This is a genomic window from Roseateles sp. P4_D2, from assembly GCF_056401875.1.
Window position 1 is genome coordinate 215,726 of record NZ_JBFUIM010000007.1, and the last position, 14,365, is coordinate 230,090.

At 65.7% G+C, this 14,365-nt stretch carries 12 protein-coding genes; 5 read left to right on the forward strand and 7 right to left on the reverse strand.

Translation table 11 applies throughout. The annotated features are described in order from the left end of the window. Positions 1–25: 25 nt before the first annotated feature. The 7 genes from AC1DW0_RS14695 to AC1DW0_RS14725 all read right to left on the reverse strand — a co-directional run bounded on the left by AC1DW0_RS14695 (position 26) and on the right by AC1DW0_RS14725 (position 8,099). On the reverse strand, positions 26–817 hold the full coding sequence (locus AC1DW0_RS14695; RefSeq protein WP_056204052.1) for a CsgG/HfaB family protein: 792 nt from the start codon (positions 815–817) through the stop codon (positions 26–28). Between the two features lie 718 nt (positions 818–1,535). Next, positions 1,536–3,329, reverse strand: a complete 1,794-nt coding sequence (gene aspS, locus AC1DW0_RS14700) for an aspartate--tRNA ligase (RefSeq protein WP_056204055.1) — start codon at positions 3,327–3,329, stop codon at positions 1,536–1,538. Positions 3,330–3,416: 87 nt separating this feature from the next. Next, complete coding sequence (locus AC1DW0_RS14705; protein WP_056204058.1) at positions 3,417–4,097, reverse strand: DUF502 domain-containing protein; 681 nt, start codon at positions 4,095–4,097, stop codon at positions 3,417–3,419. 12 nt (positions 4,098–4,109) lie between these two features. Then, positions 4,110–4,415 (reverse strand): FmdB family zinc ribbon protein, encoded by a 306-nt coding sequence (locus AC1DW0_RS14710; protein WP_056204061.1) that lies wholly within the window; start codon positions 4,413–4,415, stop codon positions 4,110–4,112. 46 nt (positions 4,416–4,461) lie between these two features. Continuing rightward, positions 4,462–5,925 carry a high affinity choline transporter 1 gene (locus tag AC1DW0_RS14715; protein WP_056204064.1) on the reverse strand — a complete coding sequence of 488 codons (1,464 nt, stop codon included), beginning with the start codon at positions 5,923–5,925 and terminating at the stop codon, positions 4,462–4,464. Between the two features lie 60 nt (positions 5,926–5,985). Then, positions 5,986–7,548: a ubiquinone biosynthesis regulatory protein kinase UbiB gene (gene ubiB / locus AC1DW0_RS14720; protein ID WP_477946619.1), complete on the reverse strand. Its 1,563-nt coding sequence runs from the start codon at positions 7,546–7,548 to the stop codon at positions 5,986–5,988. Continuing rightward, positions 7,545–8,099 carry a hypothetical protein gene (locus AC1DW0_RS14725; RefSeq protein ID WP_056204072.1) on the reverse strand — a complete coding sequence of 185 codons (555 nt, stop codon included), beginning with the start codon at positions 8,097–8,099 and terminating at the stop codon, positions 7,545–7,547. Before AC1DW0_RS14725 ends, ubiB begins: the two co-directional genes overlap by 4 nt. 133 nt (positions 8,100–8,232) lie before the next feature. Between AC1DW0_RS14725 and AC1DW0_RS14730 the strand changes: the two genes are divergently transcribed. From AC1DW0_RS14730 to rfbB, 5 genes are read left to right on the forward strand one after another with little or no spacing between them, the layout of a single operon-like run. Next, positions 8,233–9,621: an undecaprenyl-phosphate glucose phosphotransferase gene (locus AC1DW0_RS14730; RefSeq protein ID WP_157282104.1), complete on the forward strand. Its 1,389-nt coding sequence runs from the start codon at positions 8,233–8,235 to the stop codon at positions 9,619–9,621. Further along, on the forward strand, positions 9,602–10,861 hold the full coding sequence (locus tag AC1DW0_RS14735) for a hypothetical protein (RefSeq protein ID WP_477946621.1): 1,260 nt from the start codon (positions 9,602–9,604) through the stop codon (positions 10,859–10,861). Before AC1DW0_RS14730 ends, AC1DW0_RS14735 begins: the two co-directional genes overlap by 20 nt. Next, complete coding sequence (gene galE, locus AC1DW0_RS14740; RefSeq protein ID WP_477946623.1) at positions 10,861–11,880, forward strand: UDP-glucose 4-epimerase GalE; 1,020 nt, start codon at positions 10,861–10,863, stop codon at positions 11,878–11,880. The genes AC1DW0_RS14735 and galE overlap by 1 nt, the downstream gene beginning before the upstream one ends. Next, positions 11,877–13,310 (forward strand): mannose-1-phosphate guanylyltransferase/mannose-6-phosphate isomerase, encoded by a 1,434-nt coding sequence (locus AC1DW0_RS14745; RefSeq protein WP_477946625.1) that lies wholly within the window; start codon positions 11,877–11,879, stop codon positions 13,308–13,310. Before galE ends, AC1DW0_RS14745 begins: the two co-directional genes overlap by 4 nt. Then, the gene (gene rfbB / locus AC1DW0_RS14750) at positions 13,307–14,362 is read left to right on the forward strand and encodes a dTDP-glucose 4,6-dehydratase (protein ID WP_457323100.1); all 1,056 of its coding nucleotides are present in this window, start codon (positions 13,307–13,309) and stop codon (positions 14,360–14,362) included. Before AC1DW0_RS14745 ends, rfbB begins: the two co-directional genes overlap by 4 nt. Positions 14,363–14,365 lie beyond the last annotated feature (3 nt).

Consider the following 14,365-nt stretch of genomic DNA (forward strand, 5'->3'; position numbering starts at 1 on the left):
ATAGCGCCGGCCAGGCCATGAAGAATCAGGTCTTCTTGCGCCGCGCCACCTCGGGCGGCAGCTCCTTGGCCTGCAGCTCGCGCACCTGGGCGACGAGCTGGTTGTGGGCGTCCAGGAAGGCCGCAGCGATGACCTTGCCTTCGTTGGAATTGCTCCAGCCCGCGCCGGCCGCGCCACCGAGCTTGCCCAGCACGGCGCCGCCGACGCCCAGGTCGGCCACCTCGACCGAACCGGTGGACGCAGCGACCTGCTCGGTCGTCTCGTTATCGGTCAGCAGCAGGGCTGCCTGGGCCTGCTTGAGCTTGACCTGCTCGGCCGCGCCGACGAGTTTGTTCAGATAGGGAATGGCCTGCAGGATGCCGCCGATCTGGCGGCCCGCGTCCTGCTCGCTGAAGGTGAGGCTGGGTGTCAGGCTGTACTGGGCCTCATAGCCCTTGCCCTTGCTCACCGTGTTGCCCTGCTGGCGCAGGATGCCGGCTTCCTTGAGTTCCTGCTCGCGCACGGTCGCCTTGAGGCCGGCGGCGCGGTCGACAACCCGGAAGCAGCCGCTCTGCTGGGCCAGCAGGCGAACCAGGGGCACGGGACTGGACGGCAGCTGGTAGCTGCTGGAGTAGGCATAGCCGTTGGGGTTCTCGACCAGGGCCAGCGTCGCCACCGGTGCATCGCACTTGACCAGCTCGCGGCTGGCCTTGTGCGCACCGGCCGGCCCGGCCGAGCCGCTGATGACGGAGCCGCCATCGCCCAGCGTGGTGGACGATTTGCCGCAGCCGGCGAGAAGAGCGACAACGCCGGCGGCGAGGAGGGGGCGGACATTCATGCGGGACACCTGGAAGGACGAACGCGGGAGTCTGCACTGGGTGTGAGGTGGGGCTTGAGCTTTGAAGTGGGGACAGGGGTGGGGTGTTTTTTCGGTTGTCCTTTTGACTCGCTGCATTGCCGGGAGTCCGTCCCGGCGGCCGGGTAACTTTCTTCTGCGGGGCGCCAGAAGAAAGTCACCAAAGAAGAGGCGCTGAACCGCACACCATCGCGACGCCGCGAGGAGCGGCGCGCGAAAACTTCCTCTGGGACCACAGGACGAAGCGACCCGCTGCGCTCTCGCTGCTGTCTCTGTCACCAGCACCATCCATCGCACCGCCTGGCCGCTTAACGCGCGGCTGCACGCCGAGCTCACCAGAAAACCAAAGGCAGCGTCGCTCGGGCGACGCGGTATTCCCTGGTGAGTTCGGCGTGCAGCCGACGTTAAGCGGCGTGAAGGGGCGATGGATGGCCCTCTTCACAGGGACAGCGGCGAGAGCGCAGCGGATCGCGTCTGGGCGTAACGCATCTGTCGCTTTGAACCCTGCCCTCGGCACTTGGTGCTCGTGTGCGGTTCAGCGCCTCTCTTTTGGTGACTTCTTCTCTGGCGCGACAGAGAAAAGTTACCCGCCCGCCGGGGCGGATTCCCGGCGCGATGTATACGAGCGATCAGGACAGTCGCATAGCCAACCCACAAACAAAAACGGGGCCCGCAGGCCCCGTTCATTCGCTTGCTCAGCTTACTGCGCCGCAGCCGCCGAATTGCGCAGGCGGATGTGCAGCTCGCGCAGCTGCTTTTCGTCCACCAGCGACGGCGCGCCGGTCAGCAGGCACTGGGCGCGCTGGGTCTTGGGGAAGGCGATGACGTCGCGGATGGACTCGGCCTTGGTCATCATCGTGACGATGCGGTCCAGGCCGAAAGCCAGGCCGCCGTGCGGGGGCGCACCGTACTGCAGCGCGTCCAGCAGGAAACCGAACTTGATGCGCTGGTCTTCCGCGCTGATGTTGAGCGCCTCGAAGACCTTGGCCTGCACCTCGGCACGGTGGATACGCACCGAGCCGCCGCCCAGCTCCCAGCCGTTGAGCACCATGTCGTAGGCCTTGGCGATGCACTTGCCCGGGTCCGACGTCATCAGGTCCTCGTGGCCGTCCTTGGGTGCCGTGAACGGGTGGTGAACGGCCGCCCAGCGGTTGTTCTCCTCATCGTGCTCGAACATCGGGAAGTCGACGACCCACAGCGGCGCCCAGACGTCGTTGAACAGGCCATTGGCCTTGCCGAACTCGCTGTGGCCGACCTTCAGGCGCAGCGCGCCGATGGCGTCGTTGACGACCTTGGCCTTGTCCGCACCGAAGAACAGCAGGTCGCCGTCCTGGGCGCCGGTGCGCTTCAGGATCTCGGCGACGGCTTCGTCGTGCAGGTTCTTGACGATGGGCGACTGCAGGCCTTCGCGGCCCTTGGCCACTTCGTTGACCTTGACCCAGGCCAGGCCCTTGGCGCCGTAGATCTTGACGAACTCGGTGTAGGCGTCGATCTCGCCGCGGCTCATGGACGCGCCCTTGGGCACGCGCAGCGCGACGACGCGGCCGCCCGGCGTGGTGGCCGGGCCGCTGAACACCTTGAAGTCCACCGTCGTCATGGCGTCGGTCAGCTCGGTGAACTCGAGCTTGACGCGCAGGTCGGGCTTGTCGGAGCCGAAGCGGTGCATGGCTTCCGCGTACTTCATGACCGGGTAGTCACCCAGCTCGACGTTGAGGTTCTTGCGGAAGACGTGGCGGATCATGCCCTCGAACATCGAGCGGATCTCTTCCTCGGTCAGGAAGGAGGTCTCGATATCGATCTGCGTGAACTCGGGCTGGCGGTCGGCGCGCAGGTCCTCGTCACGGAAGCACTTGGTGATCTGGTAGTAGCGGTCGAACCCCGACACCATCAGCAGCTGCTTGAACAGCTGCGGCGACTGCGGCAGCGCGAAGAAGTGGCCGTCATGCACGCGGCTGGGCACGAGGTAATCGCGCGCACCTTCCGGGGTGCTCTTGGTCAGCATCGGCGTCTCGATGTCGACGAAGCCGTGCTCGTCCAGGAACTTGCGGACTTCCATCGCGACGCGGTAGCGCAGCATCAGGTTGTTCTGCATGTAGGGGCGGCGCAGGTCCAGCACGCGGTGCGTGAGGCGGGTCGTCTCGCTGAGGTTGTCCTCGTCGATCTGGAAGGGGATGGGCACCGACGGGTTCAGCACCTCGATCTCGTGGCAGAGCACTTCGATCTTGCCGCTGACGAGGTTGGCGTTCTCGGTGCCGGCCGGGCGGGCGCGCACCTTGCCGACGATCTTGAGGCAGAACTCGCTGCGGACGTCCTCGGCAATCTTGAAGCTGTCGGCGCGGTCGGGGTCGCAGACGATCTGGACCAGGCCTTCACGGTCGCGCAGGTCGATGAAGATGACGCCGCCATGGTCACGGCGGCGATGGGCCCAGCCCATCAGGGTCACGGTCTGGTCGAGCAGCTTTTCGCTGACTTGGCCGGCATAGCAGGTACGCATGGGATTTCTCCGAATTCTTTTCAGGGGGTGTTCTTGGGGCGCTGGCGAGCTCGCTCGGCTCTCAGGATTGAACGCCTGCCGGGGCGTTCAACCCGGCTGGTTTCGCGCCGCCTCGTCGGCGATGGCGCCGAGGTCCACGGGATGGGGCAGCGGCGCCACGGTGCCCATGGAGATGATGTATTTCAGCGCCTCGTCCACCGTCATGTGCAGGGGCTTCACGTCCGACCTGGGCACGATGAGGAAGAAGCCCGAGGTCGGGTTGGGCGTGGTTGGCACGTAGATGCTGACGTGCTCGTCCTCCAGATGGCAGGCCACCTCGCCGCTGGGCGTGCCGGTCACGAAGGCGATGGTCCAGCTACCGGCACGCGGGTACTGCACGAGGACGGCTTCGCGAAAGGCGTTGCCGCTGCTGGAGAACAGCGTGTCCGACACCTGCTTGACCGAGCTGTAGATGCTCTTGACGATGGGGATGTGGGACATCAGCCGGTCCCATTGCGTCAGCAGCCATTGGCCGAAGATGTTGGCAACGAGGACGCCGGTGGCCAACAGGCCACCGACCAGGATCACCAGCCCCAGGCCGGGCACATGGCGCAGCTCCAGGATGGCCTCGCGCAGCGAGGCCGGCATGATCAGGGCCAGCGCGGCCAGCATGGACCCGAAGACGCCGTTGACGACGTCCAGAACCTGGGCCAGCACCCAGATGGTGATGGCCAGCGGCAGCCAGACCAGCAGGCCGGCAACGAGGTATTTGCGTAAGGAAGCGCCCACGAAGCTTTTCGGTCAGTGGCAGGCGCAGGAGCCGCCGCAGGAGGTGGAGGAAGACGGCGATGCGGATGCTTCAGCCTTGGCGGCTTCGGGCTTGGCAGCATCGCTGGCGGCCGGGGCCGCGGGGGCGGCGGTCGAGCCACCCTTGAAGTCGGTTGCATACCAACCCGAGCCCTTCAGCTGGAAACCAGCTGCGGTGACCTGCTTGGAAAAGCTCTGCGCCGCGCAGGCGGGGCAGGTGGTCAGCGGCGCGTCGGACAGCTTTTGCAGCACATCCTTGGCGTGGCCACAGGCGCTGCAGCGATAGGCGTAGATTGGCATGGTCGGGCTCGAAGAGACGCAAAGCCCGACATTTTAAGGGACACGCTCAGGGATGAGGCTGGAGATGGTGGCTGACGTGCTCGCGACGGTCGGTCAGCACCTGGGGCATCAGCGAGCCGACCACCATGCCCGCCAGCGCCGCCAGCAGGCCGGCCAGTTGCCCCGGGAAGAGCTCGCCCCAGGTCGTCACCTGCGGGAAAAAGGCCACCCAGACGGCGATGCCGGCAAAGATCGAGAACACGGCGCCCTGGGTGGTCGAGCGGCTCCAGTACAGACCAAAGACCAGCGGCACGAAGGCGGCGACCAGGGTGACCTGGTAGGCGGCGCTGACGAGGTCGTAGATGGACGTGCCCTGCAGCGCGATGGCGTAGGCCAGCACGGCGAAGGCGAAGATGACGAGCGTGACGCGCATCGCCACGAGAGACTGCTTGTCGCTCATGCCGGGGCGGATCTGCTTCAGGATGTTCTCGACAAAGCTGGTCGTCGGCGCCAGCAGCGTGGCTGACGAGGTGCTCTTGATGGCCGACAACAGCGCACCGAAGAACAGGATCTGCATGAACAGCGGCATGTGGCCCATGACGAAGCTGGGCAGCACGCGCTGGTAGTCGTTCTGGGCCAGCTCCAGCGCCTTGTCGCCCATGACGGCCACGGCGGCCAGCACGATGAACATGGGCACGAAGGCAAAGGCGATGTAGCTGAAGCCGCCGATCATGGCGCCGCGCTGTGCCGTCTTGGCGTCCTTGGCGGACATGACGCGCTGGAACACGTCCTGCTGCGGGATGGAGCCCAGCATCATGGTCAGGCCCGAGCCGAGGAACATGGCCATCTCGGTGAAGGTCGGGTTGGGCAGGAAGCGGCCCAGGTCGCGGCTCTTGGCCAGGGCCAGCACCTTGTCTGCGCCGCCGGCCAGGTCCGAGGCAAACACCGCGATGACACTCAGGCCAATGACCAGCACGATCATCTGGATGAAGTCCGTCCAGGCCACGGCCAGGAAGCCGCCGATGACGACGTAGACCAGCACCGCCAGCAGGCCGACGACCATGCCGGTCTGCGGGCTCATGGCGCCGTCGGTCAGGATGTTGAACACCAGCCCCAGGGCCGTGACCTGGGCCGCCACCCAGCCGAGGTAGCTGAGGATGATGGCCAGCGAGCAGAACACCTCGACGCCCTTGCCGAAGCGCTGGCGGTAGAAGTCGCCGATGGTCAGCAGGTTCATCCGGTACAGCCGCGCGGCGAAGAAGGCGCCCACCAGCACCAGGCAGAAACCGGCACCGAACGGGTCTTCGACGACGGCGCCCAGGCCGCCCTGCACGAACTTGGCCGGCAGGCCCATGACGGTTTCGGCACCGAACCAGGTTGCGAAGGTGGTCGTGACGACCATGATCAGCGGCAGGCTGCGCCCGGCGACGGCGAAGTCGCTGGTGTTCTTGATCCGGGTGCCGGCCCAGACACCGATGCCCAGCGTGCCGAGCAGATAGAGCACGACGAAAACGATGAGCGTGGTGTTCATGAGCGCAATAAGGGCCGAAAAATTTGGCGCGGATTATGAGGGCGCGGCTGGCGAGCCTTGCTAGGGGCTGATGTCCAGAAAGCGCACGGTCAGCCAAGCCACGGCGACGCCGATGGCAAAGCCCGCGGCGCCCCAGAGCAAACCGGAAAGCAGCCGGTTGGTGCGCCGCAGCTCGCGCACGAGAGCGCGGGTCTCGGCGTCGTCGGCACGCCGGGCCTGGCTCTTGAGGGCGTCGTGCAGCAGGCGCGGCAGCTCGGGGATGAGCTGTGCGAAGCGCGGCGCCTCCTTCATCAACTGCTTGTTGAACGCCGGCCAGCCGACCTGCTCGTTCATCCAGCGCTCCAGGAAGGGCTTGGCCGTGGCCCAGAGGTCGAGTTCGGGATCGAGCTGGCGGCCCAGGCCCTCAACGTTCAACAGCGTCTTCTGCAGCAACACCAGCTGGGGCTGGATCTCGACGTTGAAGCGGCGCGAGGTCTGGAACAGCCGCATCAGCACCTGGCCCAACGAAATGTCCTTCAGCGGCCGGTCGAAATGAGGCTCGCAAACCGCCCGGACCGCGCTTTCGAGCGCATCGACGCGGGTCTCGGGCGGCACCCAACCCGAGGCGATGTGCAGCTCGGCCACGCGCTTGTAGTCGCGCTGGAAGAAGGCGATGAAGTTCTGGGCGAGGTAGTCCTTGTCCACCTCGGTCAACGTGCCCATGATGCCGAAGTCCAGCGCGACGTAGCGGCCGAAGGTCTCGGGCGCCAGGCTCACCTGGATGTTGCCCGGGTGCATGTCGGCGTGAAAGAAGCCGTCGCGGAACACCTGGGTGAAGAAGATGGTCACGCCGTCGCGGGCCAGCTTGGGGATGTCGATGCCGGCCGCCTCCAGCGCCGGGCGGTGCGAGATCGGCACGCCCTTCATGCGCTCCATGACGATGACCTCGGAGCTGCACAGGTCCCAGTGCATCTCGGGCACCATGATCAGATCCAGCTCGGCCATGTTGCGGCGCAGCTGGGCGGCATTGGCGGCCTCGCGCACCAAGTCCAGCTCGTCGTGCAGATAAGTGTCGAACTCAGCAACCACCTCGCGCGGTTTCAGGCGCCGGCCATCGGCGGAGAAGCGCTCGATCCAGACGGCCAGCTGGCGCATCAGCGACAGGTCGTCGTCGATGATGTCCAGCATGCCGGGGCGCAGCACCTTGACGGCGACCTCGCGGCCGTCCTTCAGCGTCGCGAAATGCACTTGGGCGATGCTGGCGCTGGCCACTGGCTCGGCGTCGAAGGTGGCGAACAGTTCCTCCAGCGGCCGGCCGAAGGCGCGCTCGACGATTTCACGCGACAGCGCCGCCGGGAAGGGCGGCACGCGGTCCTGCAGCTTGGCCAGCTCCAGCGCGACATCGAGCGGCAGCAGGTCGCGCCGCGTCGACAGCACCTGGCCGAACTTGACGAAGATGGGGCCGAGGTGCTCCAGCGCCAGCCGCAGGCGCACGCCGCGCGGCTGCTGCCAGCGCCGGCCCAGCCGGGTCAGGCGACGCAGCAGCCTGAAGCGCTTGCGACGCAGGCCAGACAAGGCCAGATCATCGAGACCGAAGCGCCAGACCGTCCACAGAATGACCAGCAGCCGCGAGACAAACCTCATGCGCCGCTACCGGACGTCGTCGTCGCAAAACGCGCGGCCATGCCCGACAACGTGCGCCGCAAGGTGCGGCCGAACTGGGCGAGCTGGCGGGCGGGCAGCGGCCCGACGATGCCGGCCAGATCGTCCTCGATGTCCCAGCGCAGGTTGTCCATCAACCAGTGCATCTCGCCAGCGAAAGCGGCATCGCCCTGCACGCTGACGGTGGGCGCCTCTCCCGTGAATGCACCCAGAGCCAGCTTGGCGGGGTTGGATGCATCGATCTCGATGCGCAGGCCGCCGGCGCCTGCCGGGGCGGCGTCCAGGCGTTCAAAAAGACCCGCTGGTGTGACACCGAGTATCAAATCAGGCGCCGCCGGCAGCAGGCTAGGCCAGCCTGCCAGGTGGACGACGAGCCCACGCCCAGCCAGCGGCCGCAGGCGTTGCGCCGCGATGGGCTCCCGCGACACGACATGGTTGATCAGCAAAACAAGGCGATCCTGCAGGGCCGGCATCAGCAAGGGCGTGATGGACGGCAGCGGAGGCAGGGGCGGCAGGGGCCAGGAAGCAGACATATACAAGATTGTAGGCAGCGGACCATGAACAGGGGACGCCGACGGTTCGGCCGTCAAATTTGTTGGTAGAGAATCCCTGATCCTTTTTCAGCCTCGGGTACACCCTGACCCGAGGACTACCAAACCCACCAAGATGTTTGAGGACCGCAGCTACAAGAGGACGTTCTACAGCGCACCGCAGTCGGTCGAATCCCTGATCGCCGCTTTCCTGGAGCCCGGCATCATCGTTCTGACCTTTCTTGTCGTGAACGGTCACTTCGACGAGCCGGTGCTGCGCCCCACCCTGACGCTGTGCCTGCTCGTCTTCGCCCTCACCTTCCCGGGTCGCAACCGCTTCAGCGACCACCCGGCCAGCGCCCTTGTGGACGTGCTGTCCTCCTGGCTGGTGCTGCTGGGCATCCTGCTGCTGTGCGGCTACGCCACCAACAGCCTGCACTATTTCGAGGACGAGGTGCTGCTGTGGTGGGCCGTCATCACACCTGCCGTCCAGATCGCCGCCATCGAGACGGGCCGGCGCATCCAGCAATGGCGGGCACGCGACCCAGGCGCGCGCCGTACGGCGGTCGTCGTCGGCGCGGGCGTGCTGGGCCACAAGGTGGCGCGAGCGCTGCGCGACTCTCAGGGCGTCGTCTGCCTGGGCTATTTCGACGACCGTGCGCCTGAGCGCCTGCACCCGGAAGCCGGCGCCTCCATCCTGGGCACCCTGCCCCAGCTCAGCGAGTTCGTGCGCGACAAGGGCGTGCGCGAGGTCTACATCACCCTGCCCCTGGGGTCGCAGCCTCGCATCGTCGAGTTGCTGGAACAGGTGCAGGGCACGACGGCCTCGCTGTTCTTCGTGCCCGACGTGTTCGGCATCAGCATCATCCAGGGCCGCCTGCAGGACATCTCGGGCGTGCCGGTGGTCGGCATCTGCGAGACGCCCTTCACCGGCACCAACCAGCTGATCAAGCGCGTCAGCGACGTCGTGCTGGCCACATTGATCCTGATCCTCATCTCGCCCATCCTGCTTGCCCTGGCCATTGGCGTGAAGCTCAGCTCACCAGGCCCTGTCATCTTCAGGCAGAAGCGCAACGGCCTGGATGGCGAGGAGATCATCGTCTACAAGTTCCGCTCCATGCGGACACAGGACAATGGTCCCGTGGTCAAACAGGCCACCAAGGGCGACGCGCGCATCACGCCCTTCGGCGCCTTCATCCGCCGCACCTCGCTGGACGAACTGCCTCAATTCATCAATGTGCTGCAGGGTCGCATGAGCATCGTCGGGCCGCGCCCGCACGCCGTGGCCCACAACGAGGAATACCGCAAGATCATCAAGGCCTACATGGTGCGCCACAAGGTCAAGCCGGGCATCACCGGCTGGGCCCAGGTGAATGGCTTGCGTGGCGAGACCGACACCATCGACAAGATGGTGGCACGCGTCGAATACGATTTGGAATACCTGCGCAACTGGTCACTGGCCCTGGATCTGCAGATCATCTTGCGGACCGTGAGGTTGGTGGTGTTTGATCGCCATGCCTATTAAGCCTGCTCGCCATTGCCACCGTTGGACCCGGCTTGCGCTGCTGATCGCCGCGCTTTCAGCGGTCCAGTCCACGCACGCTCAGACCGATGACACGACGCCCTTTTATGTCGGTGCGTCGTTAGGTGTTGCTCATGTCTCCAATGTGTACCGACAGTCAAGCGCCGCCAACGATGACACAGTGACCAGCGCCGGGGTTCTGGGCGGCATCGACACGAAGCTCGGTCGTCAGCATCTGACGGTGGACGGCTCGCTGCAGAGCAACCGCTATTCAACGATTAGCGAGCTCAACAATCGCTCCTACACCTTGCGCAGTGCGCTCAATTGGCAGACGGTGGGTAATCTGTCGGGAGTGCTGAGCGCCAAATCGGACCGATCCCTCGCTGACTTCAACATCGGTAGCGGCGTCGATCCCATCCTCAAGAAGAACATCGAACGCGAGGACGAATACCAGGCCTTGGTCCGCCTTGGCGTACTGACGCGGTATACGCTGGAAAGTAGTTGGACGCACCGCCGCCGGGACTTCAGCGCCTCGGAGTACGACCGTTTCGACTTCGAGCAGAACACGGGCTCCCTCGGCATCTATGCCACGCCCGGCGGCAATGTCAGGCTGGGCCTGGTGGGGCGACGCACCAAGGGCAAAAACCCGCACTATCCCATTGGCCTTGCCGTTGACCCGCAGACGGCGCAGGTTGTCGTGGTCTCGGTACCTAATGACTACACCCGGGACGACTTCGACTTCACCACCAAGTGGAGCACCGGCGGCCGCAGCACGCTAAACACGCGCATCAGCCGCAGCAAGTCAAAAAACAGCCTCGATGACCGGTTACGCGATTTCAGCGGCACCACCGGTGCCATCGGTTGGAACTGGCAGCCCACAGCCAAGTTGCAATTGAACCTGCAATATGCGCGGGACACCGGGCAGGAAAGTGTCGTCCAGACGGCTGACCTGAACCGGGTCTACACCACCTATCAGCTGGGCGGCACCTACGCCGTGACAGGCAAGGTCAGTCTCAGCGCCAAGGCGAGCCGGAACCGCGCCACACGCACCAGCACGGCAGGTGCCGCCGTTGCCGATGCGCTGGACGACTTCAAGACGTACAACCTGAGCATGCGCTGGGCGTTCACACGCGGCCTCAGCCTGGGCTGCCAGTACGACCGTGCCAGCCGCAACAGCAGCATTGCCCAATACGTGTACACCGCCAGCAGCTACGGCTGCACGGGTCAAGCCATCTTCTTCTGATGACCACCATCCTGCTCACGGGTGCGACAGGCTACATCGCGTCGCACACTTGGCTGGCTCTCCAGCAGGCGGGCTATCGCGTCGTCGGCGTGGACAACTTTTCCAACAGCTCGCCCGTCGTGCTGGAAAGGCTGGCGGAACTGGCCAGCACCCCCATCGAGTTCGAACGTGCCGACGTCTGCGACGCCGCGGCAATGGACGAAGTCTTCGGCAGCTACAAGCCGGCCGCCGTCGTGCATTTCGCTGCCTACAAGGCAGTTGGCGAATCCGTCACCCAGCCGCTGGCCTATTACCGCAACAACCTGGGCGGCCTCGTCAACACCTGCGAGGCCATGAAGCGCCACGGTTGCACGCGCATGGTGTTCAGTTCCAGCGCCACCGTCTACGGCGCTCCGGACAAACTGCCCCTGCGCGAGGACGCACCGACCTCGTCGACCAACCCCTACGGCGCGACCAAGCTGATGGGCGAGCAGATCCTGCACGACCTCGGCATCGCCGATCCAGCCTGGCAGACCGCCTGCCTGCGCTACTTCAACCCAGTCGGCGCCCACGAGAGCGGCCGCATCGGTGAAGACCCGCGCGGCACGCCCAACAACCTGATGCCCTATGTCGCCCAGGTGGCGGTGGGCCGGCGCACCAAGCTGGCCGTCTTCGGCAATGACTACGCGACGCCCGACGGCACTGGCGTGCGCGACTACATCCATGTCAGCGACCTGGCCGAAGGGCACGTCGCTGCACTGCGCTGGCTGCTGGCCAATACCGGCTCGTTGACCGTCAATCTCGGCACCGGCCAGGGCTACAGCGTGCTCGACCTGGTGCGCGCCTACGAAGCCGCCAGCGGCCGCAGCGTGCCCTACGAAATCGTCCCGCGCCGCCCTGGCGACATCGCAGCCTGCTGGGCCGACCCGGCCCTGGCGCGCGAGTTGCTTGGCTGGGAGGCCAAGCTCGATCTCGCCCGCATGTGCCAAGACAGTTGGCGCTGGCAACGACTCAACCCTCACGGTTTCAATCCCGCATGACCCACGTTCAACCCGTCATCATGGCCGGCGGCTCCGGCACCCGGCTCTGGCCTCTGTCGCGCAGCGGCTACCCCAAGCAATTCCTCGTGCTGTCCGGCAACGAGAGCCTGTTCCAGCTCGCCGCGCGCCGCCTGGCCGCGCTGGCCTCGCCCGAGTTCGAGCTCGCCGGTCCCTGCATCGTCGGCAATGAGGAGCACCGCTTCCTCGTACTGGATCAATTGCGCGAGACCCGGCAGGAGCCCAGCAGCGTGCTGCTGGAACCGCTGGGCCGCAACACTGCCCCGGCGTTGACGCTGGCCGCACTGGCCGCACTCGAGGGCGGCAAGGACCCCGTCCTCGTCGTCACGCCGGCCGACCAGACCGTTACCAACCCGGCAGCCTTCACCGCGGCATTGCAGGACGCGGTCCGCATCGCGGCCGAAGGTGCCATCGCCATCCTGGGCATCACGCCAGACCGGCCCGAAACAGGCTACGGCTATATCCGCACCTCGGGCGACGCCGCGGGCCTGGTGGTCGCACAGTTCGTCGAGAAGCCCAACCTGGAGACCGCCCAGCGCTATCTGGCCGAAGGCGACTACTACTGGAACAGCGGCATGTTCGTGCTGCGTGCCAGCGTCTGGATGAAGGCGCTGGAACGATTCCGCCCCGACATCGCCGCTGCCACGCGCGCTGCCTGGGATGCGCGCAAGACCGACGCCAAGTTTGTGCGCCCCGGCAAGGCCGAGTTTGCCGCCGTGCCCAGCGAATCGGTCGACTACGCCGTCATGGAGCGCTGCCCCGGAACGGACATCCCCTTGCGCATGGTCGCGCTGGATGCCGGCTGGAACGACCTCGGCGCCTGGGAAGCGGTCTGGCAAGTTTCCGAGAAGGATGCCGACGGCAACGCCTTCGTCGGTGACGCCTTGTTCGCCGACAGCAAGAACACCTTGGTGCACGCCACCAGCCGCTTGGTCGGCGTCGTCGGCCTGACGGACATCATCGTCGTCGAGACGGCCGATGCCGTGCTGGTCAGCGACCGGTCGCGCAGCCAGGAGGTCAAGCAGATCGTCAACCGCCTCGGGGCCGAGCAACGCGGCGAGCATGCCCTGCACCGCAAGGTGCACCGCCCCTGGGGCTGGTATGACAGCATCGACTCGGGCGAGCGTTTCCAAGTCAAGCGCATCATGGTCAAGCCGGGTGCCTCCCTGAGCCTGCAGATGCACCACCATCGCGCGGAGCACTGGATCGTCGTGAGCGGCACGGCCGAGATCGTCAACGGCGACAAGACCATCCTGCTGACCGAGAACCAGTCCACCTACATCCCGCTGGGTCAGACGCATCGCCTGGCCAACCCGGGCAAGGTGCCGCTGGAGATCATCGAAGTGCAGTCAGGCTCCTATCTCGGCGAGGACGACATCGTCCGCTTCGAAGACACCTACGGCAGAACATGACCATCCTCGTCACCGGCGGCGCCGGCTTCATCGGCAGCAACTTCGTGCTGGACTGGCTGCGTGAGAGCGACGAGCCCGTCGTCAATCTCGATGCGTTGACCTACGCTGGCAACCTCGAGAACCTGGCCTCGCTGGACGGTGACGCGCGTCACGTCTTCGTCAAGGGCGACATCTGCGACCGCGGCCTGATCGACAGCTTGCTGGCCAAGCACCGCCCCCGCGCCATCGTCCACTTCGCGGCTGAGAGCCATGTAGACCGCTCCATCCACGGCCCCGGCGCATTCATGAAGACGAATGTCGAGGGCACGTTCACGCTGCTGGAAGCGGCACGCACTTATTGGGGCGGCCTTGAAGGCGAAGCCAAACAAGGCTTTCGCTTCCACCACGTGTCGACCGACGAAGTCTATGGCTCGCTGAAAGCCTCGGATCCGCCCTTCGCCGAAACCAACGCCTACGAGCCCAACAGCCCGTATTCGGCCAGCAAGGCGGCCAGCGACCACCTCGTGCGCGCCTGGCACCACACCTATGGCCTGCCGGTCGTCACCACCAACTGCTCGAACAACTATGGGCCCTATCACTTCCCGGAGAAGCTGATTCCGCTGCTGATCGTCAATGCGCTGGCAGGCAAACCCCTGCCCGTCTATGGCGACGGCCAACAGATCCGCGACTGGCTTTACGTCACCGATCACTGCAGCGGCATCCGTGCCGTGCTGGCCGGCGGCAAGCTGGGTGAGACCTACAACATCGGCGGCTGGAACGAGAAGGCCAACATCGACATCGTCAAGACGGTGTGCGCCTTGCTCGACGAACTCAAACCCTCGGCGGACGGCCCCTACGAGCGCCTCATCACCTATGTGAAGGACCGCCCCGGCCACGACCGCCGCTACGCCATCGACGCACGCAAGATCGAGCGCGAGCTGGGCTGGCGCCCGGCAGAAACCTTCGAGACCGGCATCCGCAAGACGGTGCAGTGGTATCTGGACCATCCAGACTGGGCCGCCCGCGTGCAAAGCGGCGCCTACCGGGACTGGGTTGCCAAGCAATACAGCTGAAGC

What these genes read in the sequence shown, in the direction of transcription:
- rfbB (WP_457323100.1), top strand. Translation starts at nt 13,307, where the DNA reads ATGACCATCCTCGTCACCGGCGGCGCCGGCTTCATCGGCAGCAACTTC.
- galE (WP_477946623.1), top strand. Translation starts at nt 10,861, where the DNA reads ATGACCACCATCCTGCTCACGGGTGCGACAGGCTACATCGCGTCGCAC.
- AC1DW0_RS14745 (WP_477946625.1), top strand. Translation starts at nt 11,877, where the DNA reads ATGACCCACGTTCAACCCGTCATCATGGCCGGCGGCTCCGGCACCCGG.
- ubiB (WP_477946619.1), bottom strand. Translation starts at nt 7,548, where the DNA reads ATGAGGTTTGTCTCGCGGCTGCTGGTCATTCTGTGGACGGTCTGGCGC.
- AC1DW0_RS14715 (WP_056204064.1), bottom strand. Translation starts at nt 5,925, where the DNA reads ATGAACACCACGCTCATCGTTTTCGTCGTGCTCTATCTGCTCGGCACG.
- AC1DW0_RS14695 (WP_056204052.1), bottom strand. Translation starts at nt 817, where the DNA reads ATGAATGTCCGCCCCCTCCTCGCCGCCGGCGTTGTCGCTCTTCTCGCC.
- AC1DW0_RS14710 (WP_056204061.1), bottom strand. Translation starts at nt 4,415, where the DNA reads ATGCCAATCTACGCCTATCGCTGCAGCGCCTGTGGCCACGCCAAGGAT.
- AC1DW0_RS14725 (WP_056204072.1), bottom strand. Translation starts at nt 8,099, where the DNA reads ATGTCTGCTTCCTGGCCCCTGCCGCCCCTGCCTCCGCTGCCGTCCATC.
- aspS (WP_056204055.1), bottom strand. Translation starts at nt 3,329, where the DNA reads ATGCGTACCTGCTATGCCGGCCAAGTCAGCGAAAAGCTGCTCGACCAG.
- AC1DW0_RS14730 (WP_157282104.1), top strand. Translation starts at nt 8,233, where the DNA reads ATGTTTGAGGACCGCAGCTACAAGAGGACGTTCTACAGCGCACCGCAG.